Origin of the sequence: Ferribacterium limneticum, assembly GCF_020510565.1 — a bacterium.
GTDB lineage: Bacteria > Pseudomonadota > Gammaproteobacteria > Burkholderiales > Rhodocyclaceae > Azonexus > Azonexus limneticus_B.
In genome coordinates this window covers 737,608-756,920 of record NZ_CP075189.1, presented here as the reverse complement: position 1 = coordinate 756,920, position 19,313 = coordinate 737,608, and the positions used below count along the sequence as shown (strand labels likewise).

Sequence of the window (19,313 nt, the reverse complement as noted above, 5' to 3'; positions counted from 1 at the left end):
AGCTCCTTACTTGACCGCAGCAACGATCTTGGTGGCGGCTTCGGCCATGGAATCGGCAGAGATGATGGGCAGACCGGAATCCTTGAGGATCTTCTTGCCCAAATCTTCGTTGGTGCCCTTCATGCGCACAACGAGCGGCACGCTCAGGTGGGTAAGCTTGGCTGCAGCAACAACGCCTTCGGCAATCGTGTCGCACTTCATGATGCCGCCGAAGATGTTAACCAGGATGCCCTTGACCTTCGGGTTCTTGAGCATGATCTTGAAGGCTTCAGTCACCTTCTCGGTCGTGGCGCCGCCGCCGACGTCGAGGAAGTTGGCCGGCTCGGCGCCGAACAGCTTGATGGTGTCCATGGTGGCCATGGCCAGACCGGCACCGTTCACCAGGCAGCCGATGTTGCCGTCGAGCGAGATGTAGGCCAGATCGAACTGGGAGGCTTCGACTTCGTCCGGATCTTCTTCGTCCAGGTCGCGCATGGCGACGATTTCCTGCTGACGATACAGCGCATTGGAGTCAAAGTTGAACTTGGCGTCGATGGCCTTGACGGTGCCGTCGCCTTCGTGGATCAGCGGATTGATTTCGGCCAGCGAAGCATCCGTTTCCATGTAGCAGGTGTAGAGCTTCTTGAGCGTGTCGATACACTGCGGAATCGAGGCTTCCTGCATGCCCATGCCCTTGGCCAGGAACATGCCCTGCTCATCGGTCAGGCCGACCAGCGGGTTAACGAAAACCTTGACGATCTTTTCCGGGGTCTTGTGGGCAACTTCTTCGATGTCCATGCCGCCTTCGTAGGAGGCCATGATGGCGACGGACTGCGTGGCGCGATCAGTCAGCGCGGCAACGTAGTACTCGTGCTGGATGTCAGCGCCTTCTTCGATCAGCAGGTGACGAACCTTCTGGCCTTCCGGACCGGTCTGGTGCGTGACCAGCTGCATGCCGAGGATCTGGTTGGCGTACTCGCGCACTTTTTCCAGCGAAGTTGCGACCTTGACGCCACCACCCTTGCCACGGCCACCAGCGTGGATCTGGGCTTTGACGACCCAGACCTTGCCGCCCAGGGTTTCAGCTGCCTTGACTGCGTCATCGACGGTCGTGCAGTGAATCCCGCGCGGAACCGTAACGCCGAATTTTTTCAGGAGTTGTTTGCCCTGATATTCGTGAATTTTCATGCGCTTTCCTTGCGTTTAGTTGAGTTGCGAGCAATGAGCAGTGGCCGAAACTTCCCCCGACCCCACCCGGTTATACCGGCTTGAACTCAAAATCTTACCACAGACGCAAACAATCGCGACACGCCGAAATTCATAATTACGGCGTTGATTCAGAGGCCAGCATCACCTTGCGCAACAAGGGCAGCAGCATGGCTGCAGCGAGTAGCAGACTGAGCGCGGCGCCCAGCCAGAAACCGGCCACGCCAAGTGGCGTTGACCAGCGATAACAGAGCCAGGCGCCGCCGAGCAGACCGATGCCCCAGAAGCAGAAAATCTGCACGAGCATCGGCACGAAAGTCACCCGATAGGCCCGCAAAACGTGGCCAGCAATGGTCTGCAGCGCATCGAAAAACTGATAGATGGCGACATAGATGATCAGGCTCAGGGCCACGGCACGCACCGCCGGGTCGTCGGTATAAGCGGCAACCAACGGTTCGGCGCTGAGCCAGAGCAGGAGACCGACGACGGAAGACGAGGCGCCGGCCAGGATCAGCCCGGCGCGGATCGTCGCCCGCGCCCGCGCCGCGTCGTGCGCCCCCACCGCCTGACCCACAGCGACCATGGTGGCGATGCCGAGCGACAGCGGCATCATGTAGATCAGGGCCGACAGGTTGGCGACGATGCGATGGCCAGCCACCACGGTCGCCCCGAGCGAAGCGACAAACAGCGCGATCAGTGTGAACGAGGTAATTTCGACCAGATTGGACAAGCCCATCGGGACGCCGATACGCAGCAACTCACGCCAAGCCGCCCAGTTCGGCGACTGCCAGTTGGAAAACGGCCGATAGCGCCGGCCGAGCGGCCCGAAAGCCAGATAGGCTGCACCACTGATGCAGGCCAGCCAGCCGATCAGGATATTGGACAACGCGCACCCGGCGACGCCGAGTGGCGCGCCGAGCCAGCCTTGCAGGGCGAAGCCCCAAGCCAGCAGGGCGTGCAGAGCCAGACTGAACAGCCCGATGCCCATGAGCACGCGCGGCTTGCCCAGCGCATTGCAAAAAGCCCAGAACGTCCGGTAGAACAGGGCCGCCGGCAGGCTCCAGGCGAGCAGCGACAGGTATTCCCGAACCTTGGCGTCGACCGCCGCATCCATGTCGGCCATCCCGAGCACGGCGCCGGGATGGGTCAGGAACAGGATGCCCGGCACGGCAAGCAACATGGCCAGCCAGAAGCCTTGCTGGAGAACGCCAGCCACTTCGTCATCGCGCCCGGCGCCGTGCAGGTGGGCGACGACCGGCGACACCGCCTGCAGAATCCCAACCAGCGCGAAGACAACCGAAACGTGGATGCCGCCACCGATCGCCACGGCGGCCAGATCGAGCGAGCTGACATGGCCGAGCACGGCGGTATCGACCACCATCATGCCGATGGAGGACAACTGGGCGATCAGAATGGGGAGGGCGTGGGCTATAAGGCCACGCGCGGCGGCGCGAAACATGGGGCAGGATTGTCGCATAACGCGGCCAGTCGGCCCCGCCGGCCGGTTTCCCCGGCCAACCGGGCTTGCTACGGTCAACCGGAAAAATGGGCCAAAATTAAAAACGGGCGTAGTTGATCTGCCTCAACCGCCCTCCCCGGCTGCCGCTTCAGAATTCGCGGTTCCAGAGGGAGAGAATAATGAGCCTGGGCCTGCACGCCATAGAAAACGCCAGCCGCGACGAAATCGTCGCCCTGCAAACCGAGCGCCTGAAGTGGACGCTGAACCACGTTTACCACAACGTGCCGTATTACAAAGCCAAATTCGACGCGGCCGGCGTCCATCCGGATGACCTCAAATCGCTGGCCGACCTCGCCAAGTTTCCGTTCACCACCAAGCAGGACCTGCGCGACAACTACCCGTACAACATGTTCGCCGTGCCGCGCGAAAAGGTGGCCCGCATTCACGCCTCGAGCGGCACGACGGGCAAGCCGACCGTCGTCGGTTACACGCTGAAGGACATCGACACCTGGGCCGACCTGATCGCCCGCTCGATCTACGCCTCAGGTGGCCGGCCCGGCGACATCGTCCATGTCGCCTATGGCTACGGCCTGTTCACCGGCGGCCTGGGCGCCCACTACGGCGCCGAGCGGCTCGGTTGCACGGTGATCCCGATGTCCGGCGGGCAGACCGAAAAGCAGGTCCAGCTGATCTGCGATTTCAAGCCCAACATCATCATGGTGACGCCGTCGTACATGCTCAACATTGCCGACGAGTTCCGCCGTCAGGGCATCGATCCGCGCAGCACCGAGCTGCGCATCGGCATCCACGGCGCCGAACCGTGGACCGACGCCATGCGCGGCGAGATCGAAAAGGCTTTCGGCATTGACGCCATCGACATCTATGGCCTGTCCGAAGTGATCGGCCCGGGCGTCGCCAACGAATGCGCCGAAAGCAAGGACGGCCCGGTCATTTGGGAAGACCACTTCTACCCGGAAATCATCGACCCGGTGACCGGCGAAGTGCTGCCCGAAGGCAGCCAGGGCGAACTGGTGTTCACCTCGCTGACCAAGGAAGCGATGCCGGTCATCCGCTACCGGACGCGCGACCTGACCCGCCTGCTGGCGCCAACCTCGCGCAGCATGCGCCGGATCGGCAAGATCACCGGCCGCTCGGACGACATGCTGATCATCCGCGGCGTCAATGTCTTCCCGTCGCAGATCGAGGAACTGATCCTCAAGCAGCCAAAGCTGTCGCCGCACTACGTCATCGAAGTCAGCCGCGACGGCCACCTTGATTCGATGAAGGTCAATGTCGAGCTGAAGCCGGAGTTCCAGTTTGCCAGCGGCGCCGAGAAGGAATTCGTGGCGCACGACCTGCAGCACCACATCAAGTCCTACATCGGCATCTCGGCCAAGATCGACATCGTCGAAGAAGGTGGTGTCGAGCGCTCGATCGGCAAGGCCAAACGGGTTATCGACAAACGTCCGAAGTAAGGCAGGCAACTGAAACCCCGCCAGCGCGGGGTTTCACGCCTTAAGCAATGCGGGCACGCAGCGTTCCGACGCCATCGACGCCGCCCTCCAGCAGGTCACCCCGAACGAGCGGTCCAACCCCGGCCGGCGTCCCGGTGTAGATCAGGTCACCGGCTTCCAGGCGAACCAGCGTCGACAGGTTGGCGATGATTTCGGCGACCTTCCACATCATGGCCGACAGGTCACCCTGCTGCCGCGGCTGACCATTCACCGTCAGCCAGATGCGGCCGACGGAGGGATGCCCGCTGACCGCTGCCGGGCAAATCGCGCCGGATACGGCCGACTGATCAAATCCCTTGCTCATATCCCACGGATGGCTCTTTTCCTTGGCCTTCGCCTGCATGTCGCGGCGCGTCAGATCGAGGCCAACGGCGTAGCCAAAAATCAGCTGATTTGCCGCGTCGACCGCAACATTTGCCCCGCCCGCGCCGAGGGCTACGACCATTTCGATTTCGTGATGGAGGTTGTTGGTCAGCGGCGGATAGGCGACGGTGATTTCCCCCTCGCCGCTGACCACCGCGTCACCCGGCTTGGTAAAGAAAAACGGCGGTTCGCGCCCCTCGGCCTGATCGAGCGCCCCCATCTCGCGGGCGTGATCGGCATAGTTACGGCCAACACAAAATATCCGGCGGACTGGAAAGCGCTGCTCACTCCCGGCAATCGGCAAGGTGGCGAATGGATGCGGCGGGAAGACGAGGTTCATGGGAAAGCTCCACGGTCGGTGATCAGGGCTGAAAGTGTGCAACATTTCACCCGTACCCGGCCAGCCCGGTGATAAAGTTTCGCCACCCGAAAACCAATTGACATAGAACACCGGATGATCGCTTCACGACTGCTGCGCCACGGACTGCTGAGCATGGCAATTATCTCGGGTGCGGCCGGCGCCGTCGGACTCGGCGAAATCAACCTTCATTCGCGCATCGGCGAGGCCCTGCGCGCCGACATCCCGGTCATCTCCGGCGGCGAATCCCTTGATGCCGCCTGCTTCACCCTCGGCCCCGTTCCCGGCGCCGACTTTCCTGTCGTCACCAGCGCGCGGACACGCCTCGTGCGCATCAGCCAGGATTATCGACTGATCCTCACCGGCAGCAAGGCCATCGACGAGCCGATCGTCGTCATCAGCCTGCATGCCGGCTGCGGCATGGATGTGCAGCGCGAATATGTGCTGCTGCCGGCCCCGCCAAGCTCCGTCGGCGACAGTGAGCCGCTGGCCGAGGTTGCGGCGCCATTGCCGCGCCAAGTCCAGCCCCGTCGCGCCCGGGCCGAACGTTTCAGCGAGACCGCAACGACCGACAACGCGTCGCCAGAGCAGCCGGCCACCCAGCCTCGCCGGGAACGTGCCGCAGCGAAACCCAAGAAACCGCTGCCGCGCGACACGCTGGCCGGCATGGCCAGCAGCAAGGACCGGATTGTCCTCGGCGCCGCCCTCGACGATCTGCCGCCACCGAGCGCCGGCGATCCGCTGGCCCCCGTCAATGAACTCGACGAGCGCCTGCTCAAGATGGAGACGACGCTGCATCTGCTCAATCAGGAAGTGGACAAGCTGAGTACCGCCGTCACCCTGAACGCCGAATCGCGCGCCGTGCGCGAAAAGCTGCAGGACATGCAGGCACAACAGGCAACGCCCGGCATCGTGCCCAGCGTCCAGGCCGCCGTGCCGCAGGCCCCGGCCCGCGCCGCATCAAGCCAAAACGGCTGGCTGGAATTGCTGATCGGCCTTCTGCTCGGCGGCAGCGTCTCTGCCGGCGTCGCCCATCTGGTCAGCCGCCGGCACGACAAAGCACGCAGCTTCGACACTCCGCCACCGCGCATCGCCAAACCACGCCGGCCGGCAACGGCTTGACCGAGTAGAAGCCGGGGCGAGCCAGTCTCGCTTTCGCGTTCCATGCCGCCAGCCGTCATTGCCACGGTCAACCGGAATTTTTGGCCAAAATTGAAATCGGGTGTTGCCGCTTTCCCGGCAAACCCCGGGACGACCTAGACGGGGTTATCCACATCGACGAATTCGCAGGCAATGCCGAACTGCTGCGCCAGATGCCCGGCCAGCGCCTGCACCCCGTAACGCTCGGTGGCATGATGCCCGGCCGCCAGATAGGCCACGCCGCTCTCGCGGGCCAGATGCACGGTTTGTTCCGAAATTTCGCCGGACATGAAGGCATCGACCCCCAGCGCGATGGCCTGCTCGAAATAACCCTGCGCTCCGCCTGAGCACCAGCCGATTCGCCGAATCAGCCGGGCACCATCACCGATCACCATCGGTTCCCGCCCGAGAACAGCCGCCACTCTTGCCACCAGCGCCGCCAAATCACAAGGTTCGGCGACCGTTCCCAGCAAGGCAATATCCTGTTCGCCAAAACGACCTTCGAGAACCCAGCCGAGCCGGCTCGCCAGTTGAGCGTTGTTGCCGAGTTCCGGGTGGGCGTCGAGCGGCAAGTGGTAAGCCAGCAGGTTGATGTCGTTGGCCAGCAGTGTCGCCAAGCGCTTGCGCCGGATACCGGTGACCCTGCCGTCCTCGCCTTTCCAGAAATAGCCGTGGTGCACCAGAATGGCATCAGCCTGACGCTCGACCGCCGCATCAAGCAGCGCCTGGCTGGCCGTTACGCCGGCCACGATGCGGCTGATCTCGGATCTGCCTTCCACTTGCAGGCCGTTTGGGCAATAATCCCGGAACTTTCCGGGCATCAACAGCCCCTCCAGATACTCCAACAATTCTTCACGCTTCATCGAGACAATTTCCATGCAGAGGTTGTGGCTGATTTTTGCACAAACGGTCACCGTTGCGCTGGCCATTCTGTTCGTCGTCTCCACGCTCAAACCGGAGTGGCTGCCACCGCGCCAAGCGGTCCTGGCCGTGCAGGAAGCACCGGCCGACAGCGACGACGGCAAAGTCGCGCCAACCGGCTCATATCGCGACGCGGCGCGCGCCGCGCTGCCTTCGGTCGTGCACATTTACACGACTCAGGAAATCAAACAACAACGCCATCCGCTGTTCGACGACCCGATTTTCCGCCACTTTTTCGGCGAGCGCCCCGAGGGCCAGCCGCAGCGCAACTCCGGTCTTGGCTCCGGCGTCATCGTCAGCCCCAACGGCTACATCCTGACCAATTACCACGTCATCGACGGCGCCGACGACATCCAGGTCTCGCTCAATGACAGCAAGACCTACAAGGCGAAGATCGTCGGCAGCGACCCGGAATCCGATCTCGCCATCCTGCAGATCAAGGCCGACAAACTGCCGGCCGTCACCTTCGGCCAACTCGACAACCTGCGCGTCGGCGATGTCGTGCTGGCTATCGGCAATCCCTTCGGCGTCGGCCAGACAGTGACCATGGGTATCGTTTCGGCCCTCGGCCGCTCGCATCTTGGCATCAACACCTTCGAGAACTTCATCCAGACCGACGCCGCGATCAACCCCGGCAACTCCGGTGGCGCGCTGATCGACGTCAACGGCAACCTGGTCGGCATCAATTCTGCCATCTACTCGCGCACCGGCGGCTCGCTCGGCATCGGCTTCGCCATCCCGGTCTCCAGCGCGCGCAGCATCATGGAGCAGATCATCCGGACCGGCGCCGTGACGCGTGGCTGGATCGGCGTCGAAGCCCAGGAAATCACCCCCGAACTGGCCGAATCCTTCGGCCTGCCCGACAACGAGGGCGCCCTGATCGCCGGCGTCGTGCGCGGCAGCCCGGCCGACACGGCCGGCATCCGGCCGGGCGATGTCCTGCTCTCGGTTGGCGGCAAGGCGGTCAAGGATCCGCAGGTCATGCTCGACCTGATTGCCGCCCTGACCCCGGACGACCGCTCGGCTTTCCGCCTGCGCCGCGACAAGACCATCGTCGAAGTCCAGGTCAAGATCGGCAAACGCCCGGCCATGCGCGCCGAAAAAGAGTAAGCCATGTGCCAGCTGCTCGGCATGAACTGCAACGTGCCGACCGACATCTGCTTTTCGTTCAGCGGATTCCAGGCCCGGGGCGGCGCCACGGATGTTCATTCGGATGGCTGGGGCATTGCCTTTTTTGAAGGCAAAGGCACCCGCCTGTTCCTCGACCCGCAGCCGTCGAGCACCTCGCCGGTGGCCGAACTGGTCCGCCACTACCCGATCCGCTCGAAGAACGTCATTGCCCATATTCGCAAGGCGACACAGGGCGCCATCGGACTGGAAAACACCCATCCGTTCATGCGCGAACTGTGGGGCCGTTACTGGATTTTCGCCCACAACGGCAATCTCTTCGATTTCATGCCGCAACTCGACGGCAGCTTCGTTCCGGTCGGCCTGACCGACAGCGAACGCGCCTTCTGCTGGTTGCTGCAGGAGTTGCGCAGTCGCTTCGGCAACCATGTACCGGAGCGCAGCGCGCTGTTTGATGCCGTGCAAGAACTGACGCTGCAAATTGCGCAGCATGGCGAATTCAATTTCCTGCTCTCGAATGGCGACTGCCTGTTCGCCCACGCCTCGACCAAATTGAGCCACATCGTGCGCAAGGCGCCGTTTGCCCAAGCGCACCTGATGGATCAGGACATCACGGTCGATTTCAGCGATGTCACCTCGCCGAACGACCGCGTCGCCGTCATCGCAACATTGCCGCTAACTGACAACGAGACATGGACCGACATGCCGCCGGGAACGTTGTGGTGGTTCGAGGAGGGGGCGCCGGTCAAGACCTTGCCGACGCGACCGGGGCCGGTGAAGAAGGCCTGATCAGTCCTTGGACAGATTGCGGAACTCTTCTTCCGCCTTGTCCATTTCGGATTCCATTTTTGCGTCATTTTCCGGGTTGACCGTGGGAGTCGCCTCCACCGGTGCAGGACGCGACACCAGCCGCGAAGCCAGGATGCCCAACTCGTAAAGCAGGCACATCGGGATGGCCAGAGCCAACTGGGAAACGACATCGGGCGGCGTCACCACGGCCGCCACGACGAAGGCGCCGACGATGAAGTAGGAACGCCACTCCTTGAGCTTTTCAACGGTCACGACGTTGAGCTTGACCAGCATGACGAGCGCCACCGGCACCTCGAAGGCCAGACCGAAGGCCAGGAACATGGTCATCACGAAGGACAGGTAGGCTTCGATATCTGGCGCCGGCGTAATGCTCTTCGGCGCAAAGCTGCTGATGAAACTGAACACCTGCCCGAACACGAAGAAGTAGCAGAAGGCCATGCCAGAAACGAACAGGAAGGTGCTGGAAATGATCAGCGGAATCCCCAGACGCTTTTCATGGGCATACAAACCGGGGGCAATAAAGCCCCAGACCTGGAAAAGAATGAACGGCAAGGCCAGCACGAAAGCGACCATGGCCGTGACCTTGAGCGGCACCATGAACGGCGTGATGACGCCGATGGCGACCATCTTGGTGCCTTCCGGCAAGGCCTTGGTCAGCGGCGCGGCGAGGATGTCGTAGATTTCCCCCGGCCCCGGATAGATGCACAGGACACCAAGGACGACCGCGATGGCGATCAGGCTGCGCATCAAACGATCGCGCAGCTCAACCAGATGGGAGATGAAAGAGTCTTCCTGGGGTTCGCTCATGCCGCCGGCTTGCCAATGGTTTCAGCGACCGGCAGGGTTTCGCTCAGCGAGGCAGCGGTCGACTGCAACTCGGCGGCGGCCTCCTTGGCCGGCGCCTCGATCGCGCTGCGCGCTGTTTCATATTCGTTGCGCACCGAGCTTTCCAGTTCGCGGGCTGATTCGGAAACCTGGGATTGCAGTTTTCTCAGCTCGTCGAGTTGAACCTCGCGGCTGATGTCCGACTTCACGTCGTTAACGTAACGCTGGGCGCGGCCGAGCAGGTGCCCGAGCGTGCGTGCCACCTTGGGCAGGCGCTCGGGGCCGATGACGATCAGCGCCACGATGCCGATCACCATCAATTCGGAAAAGCCGATATCGAACATGATTTGAAAGTCGTCTCAAGGAACGGGAGAAACCCCGTCCGGAAGATCAGGACTTGGTCTTTTCCTTGACTTCAACGTCGATGGTCTGACCGCCCACCTGCTGGGTCGGCTGCGCTGCGTCGGCCGGCTTGTCACCCGCCGTTGCATCCTTCATGCCGTCCTTGAAACCCTTGACGGCACCGCCGAGATCCTGCCCGACGTTACGCAATTTCTTGGTACCGAAAATAAGCATGACGATGACCAGAACGATCAGCCAGTGCCAAATGGAAAAACTGCCCATGATGTGTCTCCTAAATGCGTTTAAGCATGGGGCCAACCGGATCCGGTCCGCCCACGATATGCGCGTGCAGGTGCGGCACTTCCTGCTGCCCCACACGTCCTGTGTTGATGATCACCCGGAAACCGTCCGGGCTGCCTTGAGTTACCGCAATTTCGTTGGCCTTGGCCAGTATCTTGCCGAGCACCGGCGCATCTTCGGCAGCGGCGGTCGCCAGCGAGGTGATGTGTTTTTTCGGAATCACCAACACATGCACCGGACGCGCCGGATTGATGTCGTTGAAGGCGAGGATGTCCTCGTCTTCATAGACCTTCTGCGCCGGAATCTTGCCGTCGACGATCTTGCAGAAAATGCAGTCGCTCACTTGGCGCCCCGGGAAGCCTTTTCATCGATGCCGGAAATGCCTTCGCGGCGGCGCATTTCCTGCGAAACATCCTCGATGCTCAGGCCGTAGAAGGCGAGCAGAACGAGCACGTGATAAATGACGTCAGTCGATTCCCAGACGATGTTCAGGCGCTTGCCATCCTTGGCGGCCATGATCAGCTCGGCAGTTTCCTCGCCGATCTTTTTCAGAATCGAATCCGGACCTTCCGAAAAGAGCTTGGCGGTGTAGGACTTTTCCGGATCGGCGTGCCGACGGGAAGCCAGCGTCTCGGAGAGACGGTGCAGCATGTCATGGGTGCTCATTTGTAGATTTCCTTCGGGTCTTTCAGAACCGGATCAGCGGGAACCCAGCGGTCCCCGTTCAATTCATTGAAAAAACAGCTTTCTCGGCCAGTATGACAGGCAATCCCGCCGACTTGTTCAATGCTCAACAGCAAGACGTCGCCGTCGCAATCGGTGCGAATGGAGCGGATTTTCTGGAAATGCCCCGACTCCTCGCCCTTGCGCCACAGACGCTTTCTCGAGCGCGACCAGTATACCGCGTTGCCGCACTGCAGCGTTTCCTGCAACGACTCACGGTTCATGTAAGCGAACATCACGACGCGGCCGTTTTCATCCTGGGCGATGGCCGGAATCATGCCGTCGGCGTCCCACTTCAACGCGGCGAGCCAGTCCAGGGAATTGTCGAGATCAGCCATTTCGATTTTGGGCGTTTTTTCCGGTTGACCGTCAGAGTCGCACTTCGATGCCACGTGCCGCCATGTATTCCTTGGCCTGACGCACGGTGTATTCGCCAAAATGGAAGATCGAGGCGGCCAGTACGGCATCGGCGCGACCTTCGCTGACGCCATCGGCCAGATGCTGCAGGTTGCCGACACCGCCCGAGGCGATGACCGGAATACTTACCGCATCGGAAACGGCACGGGTCAGCGCCAGATCGAAACCGTTCTTGGTGCCGTCGCGGTCCATGCTGGTCAGCAGGATTTCGCCAGCGCCGAGCGCCGCCACTTTTTTCGCCCACTCAATCGTATCGAGGCCGGTATCGTTGCGGCCGCCGTGCGTAAAGACGTGCCACTGGCCGGGTGCCACCTGCTTGGCGTCGATGGCGACGACGATGCACTGCGAGCCAACCTTGCTCGAGGCGTCGAAAACGAGGTCCGGGTTCTGCACCGCCGCCGTGTTCATCGACACCTTATCGGCACCTGCGTTGAGCAGACGACGGACGTCCTCGACCTTGCGCACGCCGCCACCGACGGTCAGCGGAATGAAGACTTGCTCGGCGCAGGCTTCGACAATGTGCAGGATGATGTCGCGCTGATCGCTGGACGCCGTGATGTCGAGGAAAGTCACCTCGTCGGCACCCTGTTCGTTGTAGCGGCGGGCGATCTCGATCGGATCGCCGGCATCGCGCAGGCCGACAAAATTGGTGCCCTTGACAACACGGCCAGCCGTGACGTCAAGGCACGGAATGATGCGTTTGGCGAGCATCAGGCGCGCGCTTTTGCCATCAGATCGTCGGCCATTTCCTGCGCTGCCTTGAAGTCGAGCGAACCGTCGTAAACGGCGCGACCGGCGATGGTCCCAACAATGCCTTCGCCTTCGACGGCGCACAGGGCCCGGATATCGTCAAAGCCGGTCAGACCGCCGGAGGCAATGACCGGAATCGTCAGCGCCTGGGCAAGGCGCACGGTGGCTTCGATGTTGAGGCCGGAGAGCATGCCGTCGCGGCCGATGTCGGTATAGATAATCGACTCGACGCCATAATCTTCGTACTTCTTGGCCAGATCGACGACATCGTGGCCGGTCAGCTTGGACCAACCGTCCGTCGCCACCTTGCCGTCCTTGGCGTCGAGGCCGACGATGATGTGGCCGGGAAAGGCGACACAGGCATCGTGCAGGAAGCCCGGGTTCTTGACCGCCGCCGTGCCGATGATGACGTAGGACAGACCGCCGTCGATGCAGGCTTCGATGGTATCGAGGTCGCGAATGCCACCGCCAAGCTGGACCGGAATCTGGTCGCCGACTTCGGCCAGGATGGCCTTGATCGCCGCCGCATTCTTCGGCTTGCCGGCAAAGGCGCCATTCAGGTCGACCAGATGCAGGCGACGGGCGCCTTGGGCTAGCCAGTGACGCGCCTGTTCGGCCGGGCTATCGGAAAAAACAGTGGCCTGTTCCATCAGGCCCTGCTTGAGACGGACGCATTGGCCGTCCTTGAGATCAATCGCGGGAATAATCAGCATGGGATTCTAGGAGATTAAATTCGACAGATGCGAATCAGGGGTGCCACTCGACGAAGTTTTTCAGGAGTTGCAGGCCGTCACGAGCACTTTTCTCGGGGTGGAACTGAACCGCGAAGATATTATCCCGCCCCACCGCACAGGTAAAGGGGACGCCATATTCGCAACTCCCCGTCACCAGCGCCGGATCGGCCGGTTCGACAAAGTAGCTGTGCACAAAATAGAAGCGCGAGCCGTCGGCGATGCCATGCCACAGCGCGTGCGGTTTCTGGCGCACCTCGTTCCAGCCCATGTGCGGGACTTTCAGGCGCTCGCCGGTCGGCAGATACATCTTGGCATCCGGAAACCGTTTGACGTTGCCGGGAAAAACGCCGAGCGCCGGGACGTCGCCTTCATCGCTGTGTTCGAAGAGCATCTGCTCACCAACACAGATGCCGAGGAAAGGTTTGTCCTTGGCCGTTGCCAGCACCGCCGCGCGCAGGCCGCGGGCATCGAGTTCCGCCATGCAGTCGGGCATGGCACCCTGACCCGGAAAGACGATGCGTTCAGCCGCCGCCACGACAGCCGGATCGGCCGTCACGACGACTGTCTTGCCGCCGGCGACATGCTCGAGCGCCTTCGACACGGAACGCAGGTTGCCCATGCCGTAGTCGATGACGGCGATGGCGCCGTCGACCTTGCTGCCAGCACTCACAGCGAACCCTTGGTCGACGGCATGGCACCGGCCATGCGCGGATCGGGCGTCACCGCCATGCGCAGGGCGCGGCCGAAGGCCTTGAAGATGGTTTCGGCCTGATGGTGGGCATTCTTGCCGCGCAGATTGTCGATGTGCAGCGTTACGCCGGCGTGATTAACCAGGCCATGAAAGAATTCGCTGACCAGATCGACATCGAAAGCGCCGATGACAGCGCGCGAAAATTCGACATTGAGTTCCAGCCCCGGGCGCCCGGAGAGGTCGATGACGACGCGCGACAAGGCTTCGTCGAGCGGCACGTAGCTGTGGCCGTAACGGGTCAGGCCCTTCTTGTCGCCCCAGGCCTTGGCCAGCGCCTGACCGAAGGTGATGCCGATGTCTTCGACCGTGTGGTGGGCGTCGATATGCAGATCGCCAACCGCCTCGATATCGAGGTCGATCAGGCCATGACGGGCGATCTGGTCGAGCATGTGGTCAAGAAAGGGGACGCCGGTGGCAAATTTGCCCTGGCCGGTGCCATCGAGGTTGAGACGCACGGTGATCTGCGTCTCCAGCGTATTGCGAGTTATTTCGGCTTGCCGCATGGTTGAAGGCTGCAAAAGGCTTTTATCGGAGGGCCATGATACCATTTCGGCCTACTTTTACGCCTTCCGTGAAAACCCCATGAGTCGCTTCTGGAGCCAGGTCGTCCGCGACCTCACCCCCTACGTCCCGGGCGAGCAGCCCAAGATCGCCAAGCTGATCAAGCTCAACACCAACGAGAACCCGTTCCCGCCCTCACCGAAGGTGCTGGCGGCGATCCAGGCTGAGCTTGGTGACGACGCGGCCCGCCTGCGCCTCTACCCGGACCCGAATGCCGATCTGCTCAAGGCAGCAATTGCCAAGCGGCATGCCGTTACGCCGCAACAGGTCTTCATCGGCAACGGTTCGGACGAAGTATTGGCCCACGTTTTCATGGCGCTGCTCAAGCACGAGGCGCCGATCCTGTTTCCGGACATCACCTACAGCTTTTACCCGGTGTATTGCGGCCTGTACGGCATCGATTACCGCAGCGTGCCGCTGGCTGAGGACTTTTCGATCAATCCGGCTGATTTCCACGGTCAACCGGAAAAAAGCGCCAAAAATGAAATCGGCGGCATCATCTTTCCGAATCCGAACGCGCCGACCGGCCGCCTGCTCGTGCTGGCCGCCATCGAGCAAATCCTCAAGGCCAATCCGGATGTCGTCGTCGTGGTCGATGAAGCCTATGTCGATTTCGGCGGCGAGACGGCCATCCCGCTCGTCGAACGCTACGACAACCTGCTGGTCGTCCACACGCTGTCCAAATCGCGTTCGCTGGCCGGCCTGCGTGTCGGCTTCGCGGTCGGCCATCCGGCCTTGATCGAGGCGCTGGAGCGCGTCAAGAACAGCTTCAACTCCTACCCGCTGGATCGCCTGGCCATTGTCGGCGCCGTCGCCGCCATGGAAGACGAGGCGTACTTCGAGCAATGCTGCCGCGCCGTAATCGCCACCCGCGACACGCTGACGACCGATCTGCGTGGCCTCGGCTTCGAAGTGCTGCCCTCGGCCGCCAATTTCATCTTCGCCCGCCACCCGCAGCGCGACGCCGCCGAACTGGCCAAGGCGCTGCGCGACCAGAGCATCATCGTCCGCCACTTCAAGCTGCCGCGTATCGACCAGTTCCTGCGCATCACGGTTGGCACCGACGCCGAATGCCAGGCGCTGACGCAAACGCTGCAAGACATTCTGGCTTAGGAAGGGGCAACCCGATGCAAGGTATCGATTTCGACGAAGCCATCCGCCTGCACAACACCTGGCGCCGGCAGTTCATGAACGCCTTCGCCCGCGGCAGCTACGCCGACATGCCGCTCTCCGACCATCAGGGCTGCATGTTCGGCTACGCCATCGCCGCCGCCGACGACGCCTCGCGGGCGCTGCCGCAATTTCAGGCGCTGATCAAGGCGCACACGCGCTTTCACGCCCTGGCCGGCGAGATTCAGGAATTGAGCGGCAACGGCATGGCGGAAGACGCCGACCTCATGCTGCCCGAACTGTCCGACGCATCGCACCGCCTGGCCAACCTGTTCGATGAACTGCGCACCTTGCAGCGCGATAAACGCAGCTAGACCCAGCCGAGCAAACCCAGCCCGGCGCCAAAGCCGATAAACCACAGCGGATGCAGCTTGGTCCGCAGATTGGCCAGTACGGTCACCGCCACCAGCAGCCAGGTCGTCCAGCCGAAAGCCGCCGCCTGCGCAATCAACGTCGCCCCCGAGAAAATCAGCCCCACGGCGAGCGGCGCCACGCCAAGGCTGATGGCCTTCTGCCAGCGCTTGCCGGCGAAGCTTTCCCAGCGGTCGATGAGCAAGTAAATCAGCACACTCATCGGCAGACACATGGCCACCGTCGACGCCAGCGCCCCCAAAAGGCCGCCGATTTCCCAGCCGATCAGCGTCACCACCAGCACGTTCGGCCCGGGTGCCGCCTGAGCGATGGCGTAGAGATGCGTGAAGGTCTGGTCGTCCAGCCAGCGGTGGTTTTCGACGACGACACGATGCATTTCCGGCAGCAGTGCCGTCGCGCCGCCAAAAGCGACGAAAGACAGCAGCGCGAATTCGAGAAAGAGTTCGACGACGATCATTTGCGCCCCAGCCGCCAGTAGGCGACGCCGCCGGAAAGGATGAGCCCTGCGACCATGACGATGGGCATCGGCCAGCGCAGCCCGGCAATGGCAGCGACGATCAGCGCCGTAAAGGGCAGAAAAAAAGGCTTGTCCTTGATCGCCGAACCCATGCGCCAGGCCATGGCGAAAAGCAGGCCGCAGCCGACGGCCGCAATGCCACGCAGCATCGACTGGGCCAGTGGCAGGCTGCCATAGCGGTCGTAAAGCATGGCGAGCAGGAGAACGATGGCGAACGGCCCGGCCAGCAGGCCAACCGGCGCTACGATGGCGCCGGCCAGGCCGCAATAGCGCTTGCCGACGACGACCGCCAGATTGACCACGTTCGGCCCGGGCAAAAACTGACAAAGGCCGAGTTGGGCGTTGAACTCCTCGGCCGTCATCCATTGGCGCTCTTCGACCAGCATGCGCCGGGCAAAAGGCAAGACGCCACCAAAGCCGGACAGTCCGACGGAAGAAAACCCCAAAAAAAGCGCCCGGAGGTCCGGGCGGCTTGGCTTTTCAGTGCGCTGTTGCGTACTTTCCACGGTCAACCGAAAATTTCGCTCAATTTTCGAGTCGGAATTCGGCCGACTTGGCGTGCGCCGGCAGGCCTTCGCCGTGCGCCAGCGTCGAAGCGATACGACCCAGCGTCTGGGCACCGGCCCGCGAAACCTTGATCAGGCTGGTCCGTTTCTGGAAATCATAGACGCCCAGCGGCGACGAGAAACGCGCGCTACCGGAAGTCGGCAACACGTGGTTCGGGCCGGCACAATAATCACCGAGCGACTCGGACGTGTAGTGACCGATGAAGATGGCACCGGCGTGGTGAATCTTGCTGACCCACGGATCGGGATCGGCCAGCGACAACTCAAGGTGTTCCGGCGCCACGCGGTTGGCGATGGCAATAGCCTCGTCCAAGTCACGCACCAGGATGAATGCACCGCGATTGGTCAGCGAGGTTTCGATCACTTCACGCCGCGGCATGGTCGGCAGCAGCTTTTCGATGCTCGCCTGCACTTTTTCGATATAGCCCGCATCGGTACAGATCAGGATCGACTGCGCCAATTCGTCATGTTCGGCCTGCGAGAACAGGTCCATCGCCACCCAATCCGGATTGCCGGAACCATCCGCGACGACCAGGATTTCCGACGGTCCGGCGATCATGTCGATGCCGACGATACCGAACACCCGGCGCTTGGCGCAGGCGACATAGGCATTACCGGGGCCGACGATCTTGTCCACCTGCGGAATGCTCGCCGTACCGTAAGCCAGCGCCCCAACCGCCTGCGCGCCGCCGATAGTAAACACGCGGTCGACGCCGGCCAGACAGGCCGCTGCCAGCACCAGCTGGTTGTGCTCGCCGCCCGGCGTCGGGACGACCATGATCAATTCCTTGACCCCGGCCACCTTGGCCGGAATCGCATTCATCAGCACGGACGACGGATAGGCCGCCTTGCCGCCCGGCACATAGAGCCCGACGCGGTCGAGCGGCGTGATCATCTGGCCGAGCATGGTGCCGTCGGCTTCGGTGTAGGACCAACCGTCCAGCCGCTGCTTCTCGTGATAGACGCGAACGCGCTGCGCCGCCGCTTCGAGCGCCTGGCGCTGTTCGGCCGGCAGGCTGTCGAGCGCCTTCTGCATCTCGGCCTTCGACAGCTCCAGATCGGCCATGCCACCGACCGACAGTCGGTCAAACCTGTTGCTGCACTCGACGACGGCTGCATCGCCGCGCGCCTTCACATCGGCCAGAATGCCGATGACCGTGCGTTCGATGCCTTCATCCTGCGCCGCCTCAAAGGCGAGCAGCGCATCCATTTTTGCCTTGAAATCGGCGTCGACCGTAGCAAACCGTTTAATCGCGACCATTTATTTCTCCACCGCCCGGGCAAAGGCGTCGATGATCGGTTGCAGGGTGTCGCGCTTGACCTTGAGCGAGGCCTGGTTGACCACCAGCCGGCTCGAAATATCGACGATATGTTCCACCGCGACCAGCTTGTTGGCCTTCAGCGTACCTCCGGTCGACACCAGATCCACGATAGCATCGGCCAAACCAGCCAGCGGAGCCAATTCCATCGAACCATACAGCTTGATCAGGTCGATATGGACGCCCTTGCTGGCGAAATGTTCGCGCGCGATCTTGGTGTATTTGCTCGCCACCTTCAGGCGATTACCCTGACGCACAGCCCTGGCGTAGTCGAAGCCTTCCGGCACGGCGACCATCATCCGGCACTTGGCAATCTTCAGGTCCAGCGGTGCGTAAAGACCTTCACCGCCATGTTCGATCAGCACGTCCTTGCCGGTCACACCCAGATCAGCGGCGCCGTACTGGACATAAGTCGGCACATCGGAGGCGCGAACGATGACGACGCGCACATCCGGGTTGTTCGTATCAATGATCAGCTTGCGGGAGGTTTCGGGGTTTTCGGTCGGAACGATACCGGCTGCAGCGAGCAGCGGCAGGGTTTCATCGAAAATACGGCCCTTGGAGAGTGCGATGGTGATGCCGGTCACGGTATATCTCGTGGCAAAAGAATGATTTTACCGCAAAGCCGCAAAACGGCCGGCCACAAAAGCAAAAAGCCCGGCAAGCCGGGCTTTCTTTGAGTCAGGCGACTCCGCGGACTTATTCAGCCGGGCGGATGTTTGCAGCCTGCTTGCCCTTCGGGCCATTCACGACGTCGAACGTCACTTTCTGGTTTTCGGCCAGGGTCTTGAAACCGTTGCCTTGAATTGCAGAGAAGTGAGCGAAGAGGTCTTCACCACCTTCGGACGGGGAGATGAAACCAAAACCTTTGGAGTCGTTGAACCACTTAACGGTACCGTTTGCCATTTGATAGCTTCCTAAAATAAAAATACGGGCTTGCGCCACAAAAACACGAGAACCAAGACCGAGGAGAGCTGACAAACCGTGGTACGGCGCAGGAACAAAACACTGCCTGGAAATCCCGAGGCTCGGAGTATGGGCCAGCATTTGGAATACGCCAAGCCTTTTTTGCAACTTTCTGCAGCCAG

Annotated in this window: 25 protein-coding genes; 6 read left to right on the top strand and 19 right to left on the bottom strand. The window is 61.9% G+C overall.

Annotated elements, in window-relative coordinates:
• Positions 1 to 6 precede the first annotated feature (6 nt).
• Entirely contained in the window at positions 7 to 1,167 is a 1,161-nt protein-coding gene (sucC, locus tag KI610_RS03655; protein WP_226497335.1) for an ADP-forming succinate--CoA ligase subunit beta, read from the bottom strand.
• Positions 1,168 to 1,303: 136 nt separating this feature from the next.
• On the bottom strand, positions 1,304 to 2,644 hold the full coding sequence (locus KI610_RS03650) for an MATE family efflux transporter (RefSeq protein ID WP_226497334.1): 1,341 nt from the start codon (positions 2,642 to 2,644) through the stop codon (positions 1,304 to 1,306).
• 179 nt (positions 2,645 to 2,823) lie between these two features.
• On the opposite strand from KI610_RS03650, the gene paaK reads away from it, so the two are divergent.
• Positions 2,824 to 4,119, top strand: coding sequence for a phenylacetate--CoA ligase PaaK (gene paaK / locus KI610_RS03645; RefSeq protein ID WP_226497333.1), 1,296 nt, complete (start codon positions 2,824 to 2,826; stop codon positions 4,117 to 4,119).
• A gap of 40 nt (positions 4,120 to 4,159) precedes the next feature.
• On the opposite strand, the gene KI610_RS03640 is transcribed toward paaK, so the two are convergent.
• Positions 4,160 to 4,861, bottom strand: a complete 702-nt coding sequence (locus KI610_RS03640) for a fumarylacetoacetate hydrolase family protein (RefSeq protein ID WP_226497332.1) — start codon at positions 4,859 to 4,861, stop codon at positions 4,160 to 4,162.
• Positions 4,862 to 5,014: 153 nt separating this feature from the next.
• Between KI610_RS03640 and KI610_RS03635 the strand changes: the two genes are divergently transcribed.
• The gene (locus KI610_RS03635) at positions 5,015 to 6,001 is read left to right on the top strand and encodes a type IV pilus assembly protein FimV (protein ID WP_226497331.1); all 987 of its coding nucleotides are present in this window, start codon (positions 5,015 to 5,017) and stop codon (positions 5,999 to 6,001) included.
• A 134-nt stretch (positions 6,002 to 6,135) separates the two neighbouring features.
• On the opposite strand, the gene KI610_RS03630 is transcribed toward KI610_RS03635, so the two are convergent.
• On the bottom strand, positions 6,136 to 6,882 hold the full coding sequence (locus tag KI610_RS03630) for a Nif3-like dinuclear metal center hexameric protein (protein ID WP_226497330.1): 747 nt from the start codon (positions 6,880 to 6,882) through the stop codon (positions 6,136 to 6,138).
• A gap of 13 nt (positions 6,883 to 6,895) precedes the next feature.
• Between KI610_RS03630 and KI610_RS03625 the strand changes: the two genes are divergently transcribed.
• Both KI610_RS03625 and KI610_RS03620 read left to right on the top strand, forming a co-directional pair.
• The gene (locus tag KI610_RS03625; protein ID WP_226497329.1) at positions 6,896 to 8,050 is read left to right on the top strand and encodes a Do family serine endopeptidase; all 1,155 of its coding nucleotides are present in this window, start codon (positions 6,896 to 6,898) and stop codon (positions 8,048 to 8,050) included.
• A 3-nt stretch (positions 8,051 to 8,053) separates the two neighbouring features.
• Positions 8,054 to 8,857 (top strand): class II glutamine amidotransferase, encoded by an 804-nt coding sequence (locus KI610_RS03620; RefSeq protein WP_226497328.1) that lies wholly within the window; start codon positions 8,054 to 8,056, stop codon positions 8,855 to 8,857.
• Here the strand turns inward: KI610_RS03620 and tatC are convergent, their stop codons facing one another.
• The 10 genes from tatC to hisB are packed head-to-tail and all read right to left on the bottom strand — an operon-like array spanning position 8,858 to position 14,223.
• Positions 8,858 to 9,685, bottom strand: coding sequence for a twin-arginine translocase subunit TatC (gene tatC, locus KI610_RS03615; protein ID WP_226497327.1), 828 nt, complete (start codon positions 9,683 to 9,685; stop codon positions 8,858 to 8,860).
• Positions 9,682 to 10,047 carry a Sec-independent protein translocase protein TatB gene (tatB, locus tag KI610_RS03610; RefSeq protein ID WP_226497326.1) on the bottom strand — a complete coding sequence of 122 codons (366 nt, stop codon included), beginning with the start codon at positions 10,045 to 10,047 and terminating at the stop codon, positions 9,682 to 9,684. The genes tatC and tatB overlap by 4 nt, the downstream gene beginning before the upstream one ends.
• Positions 10,048 to 10,093: 46 nt before the next feature.
• A complete protein-coding gene (gene tatA, locus KI610_RS03605; protein ID WP_226401454.1) occupies positions 10,094 to 10,327 on the bottom strand; it encodes a Sec-independent protein translocase subunit TatA in 234 nt (77 codons plus the stop codon).
• Positions 10,328 to 10,337: 10 nt separating this feature from the next.
• Complete coding sequence (locus tag KI610_RS03600) at positions 10,338 to 10,688, bottom strand: histidine triad nucleotide-binding protein (protein ID WP_226497325.1); 351 nt, start codon at positions 10,686 to 10,688, stop codon at positions 10,338 to 10,340.
• Entirely contained in the window at positions 10,685 to 11,011 is a 327-nt protein-coding gene (locus tag KI610_RS03595) for a phosphoribosyl-ATP diphosphatase (protein ID WP_226497324.1), read from the bottom strand. Before KI610_RS03595 ends, KI610_RS03600 begins: the two co-directional genes overlap by 4 nt.
• The gene (gene hisI / locus KI610_RS03590) at positions 11,008 to 11,406 is read right to left on the bottom strand and encodes a phosphoribosyl-AMP cyclohydrolase (protein ID WP_226497323.1); all 399 of its coding nucleotides are present in this window, start codon (positions 11,404 to 11,406) and stop codon (positions 11,008 to 11,010) included. Before hisI ends, KI610_RS03595 begins: the two co-directional genes overlap by 4 nt.
• 31 nt (positions 11,407 to 11,437) lie before the next feature.
• Positions 11,438 to 12,196, bottom strand: coding sequence for an imidazole glycerol phosphate synthase subunit HisF (gene hisF / locus KI610_RS03585; RefSeq protein WP_226401462.1), 759 nt, complete (start codon positions 12,194 to 12,196; stop codon positions 11,438 to 11,440).
• Complete coding sequence (gene hisA, locus KI610_RS03580) at positions 12,196 to 12,948, bottom strand: 1-(5-phosphoribosyl)-5-[(5-phosphoribosylamino)methylideneamino]imidazole-4-carboxamide isomerase (protein ID WP_226497322.1); 753 nt, start codon at positions 12,946 to 12,948, stop codon at positions 12,196 to 12,198. Before hisA ends, hisF begins: the two co-directional genes overlap by 1 nt.
• Positions 12,949 to 12,982: 34 nt before the next feature.
• Positions 12,983 to 13,588: an imidazole glycerol phosphate synthase subunit HisH gene (gene hisH, locus KI610_RS03575; RefSeq protein WP_404827497.1), complete on the bottom strand. Its 606-nt coding sequence runs from the start codon at positions 13,586 to 13,588 to the stop codon at positions 12,983 to 12,985.
• A 47-nt stretch (positions 13,589 to 13,635) separates the two neighbouring features.
• Positions 13,636 to 14,223 carry an imidazoleglycerol-phosphate dehydratase HisB gene (gene hisB, locus KI610_RS03570; RefSeq protein ID WP_226497320.1) on the bottom strand — a complete coding sequence of 196 codons (588 nt, stop codon included), beginning with the start codon at positions 14,221 to 14,223 and terminating at the stop codon, positions 13,636 to 13,638.
• Positions 14,224 to 14,302: 79 nt separating this feature from the next.
• Here hisB and hisC point away from each other — a divergent pair, with 79 nt between their 5' ends.
• Positions 14,303 to 15,394, top strand: a complete 1,092-nt coding sequence (gene hisC, locus KI610_RS03565) for a histidinol-phosphate transaminase (RefSeq protein WP_226497319.1) — start codon at positions 14,303 to 14,305, stop codon at positions 15,392 to 15,394.
• A 14-nt stretch (positions 15,395 to 15,408) separates the two neighbouring features.
• Positions 15,409 to 15,765 (top strand): CZB domain-containing protein, encoded by a 357-nt coding sequence (locus KI610_RS03560; RefSeq protein ID WP_226497318.1) that lies wholly within the window; start codon positions 15,409 to 15,411, stop codon positions 15,763 to 15,765.
• On the opposite strand, the gene KI610_RS03555 is transcribed toward KI610_RS03560, so the two are convergent.
• From KI610_RS03555 to KI610_RS03535, 5 genes are all read right to left on the bottom strand, one after another.
• Positions 15,762 to 16,280, bottom strand: coding sequence for a chromate transporter (locus tag KI610_RS03555; RefSeq protein ID WP_226497317.1), 519 nt, complete (start codon positions 16,278 to 16,280; stop codon positions 15,762 to 15,764). The genes KI610_RS03560 and KI610_RS03555 overlap by 4 nt on opposite strands.
• Positions 16,277 to 16,786 carry a chromate transporter gene (locus KI610_RS03550; RefSeq protein ID WP_264179174.1) on the bottom strand — a complete coding sequence of 170 codons (510 nt, stop codon included), beginning with the start codon at positions 16,784 to 16,786 and terminating at the stop codon, positions 16,277 to 16,279. The genes KI610_RS03555 and KI610_RS03550 overlap by 4 nt, the downstream gene beginning before the upstream one ends.
• 79 nt (positions 16,787 to 16,865) lie before the next feature.
• Positions 16,866 to 18,167: a histidinol dehydrogenase gene (gene hisD, locus KI610_RS03545; RefSeq protein WP_226497315.1), complete on the bottom strand. Its 1,302-nt coding sequence runs from the start codon at positions 18,165 to 18,167 to the stop codon at positions 16,866 to 16,868.
• On the bottom strand, positions 18,168 to 18,812 hold the full coding sequence (hisG, locus tag KI610_RS03540; protein ID WP_226497314.1) for an ATP phosphoribosyltransferase: 645 nt from the start codon (positions 18,810 to 18,812) through the stop codon (positions 18,168 to 18,170).
• Between the two features lie 112 nt (positions 18,813 to 18,924).
• Positions 18,925 to 19,131 (bottom strand): cold-shock protein, encoded by a 207-nt coding sequence (locus tag KI610_RS03535; protein WP_011289117.1) that lies wholly within the window; start codon positions 19,129 to 19,131, stop codon positions 18,925 to 18,927.
• Positions 19,132 to 19,313: the final 182 nt, after the last annotated feature.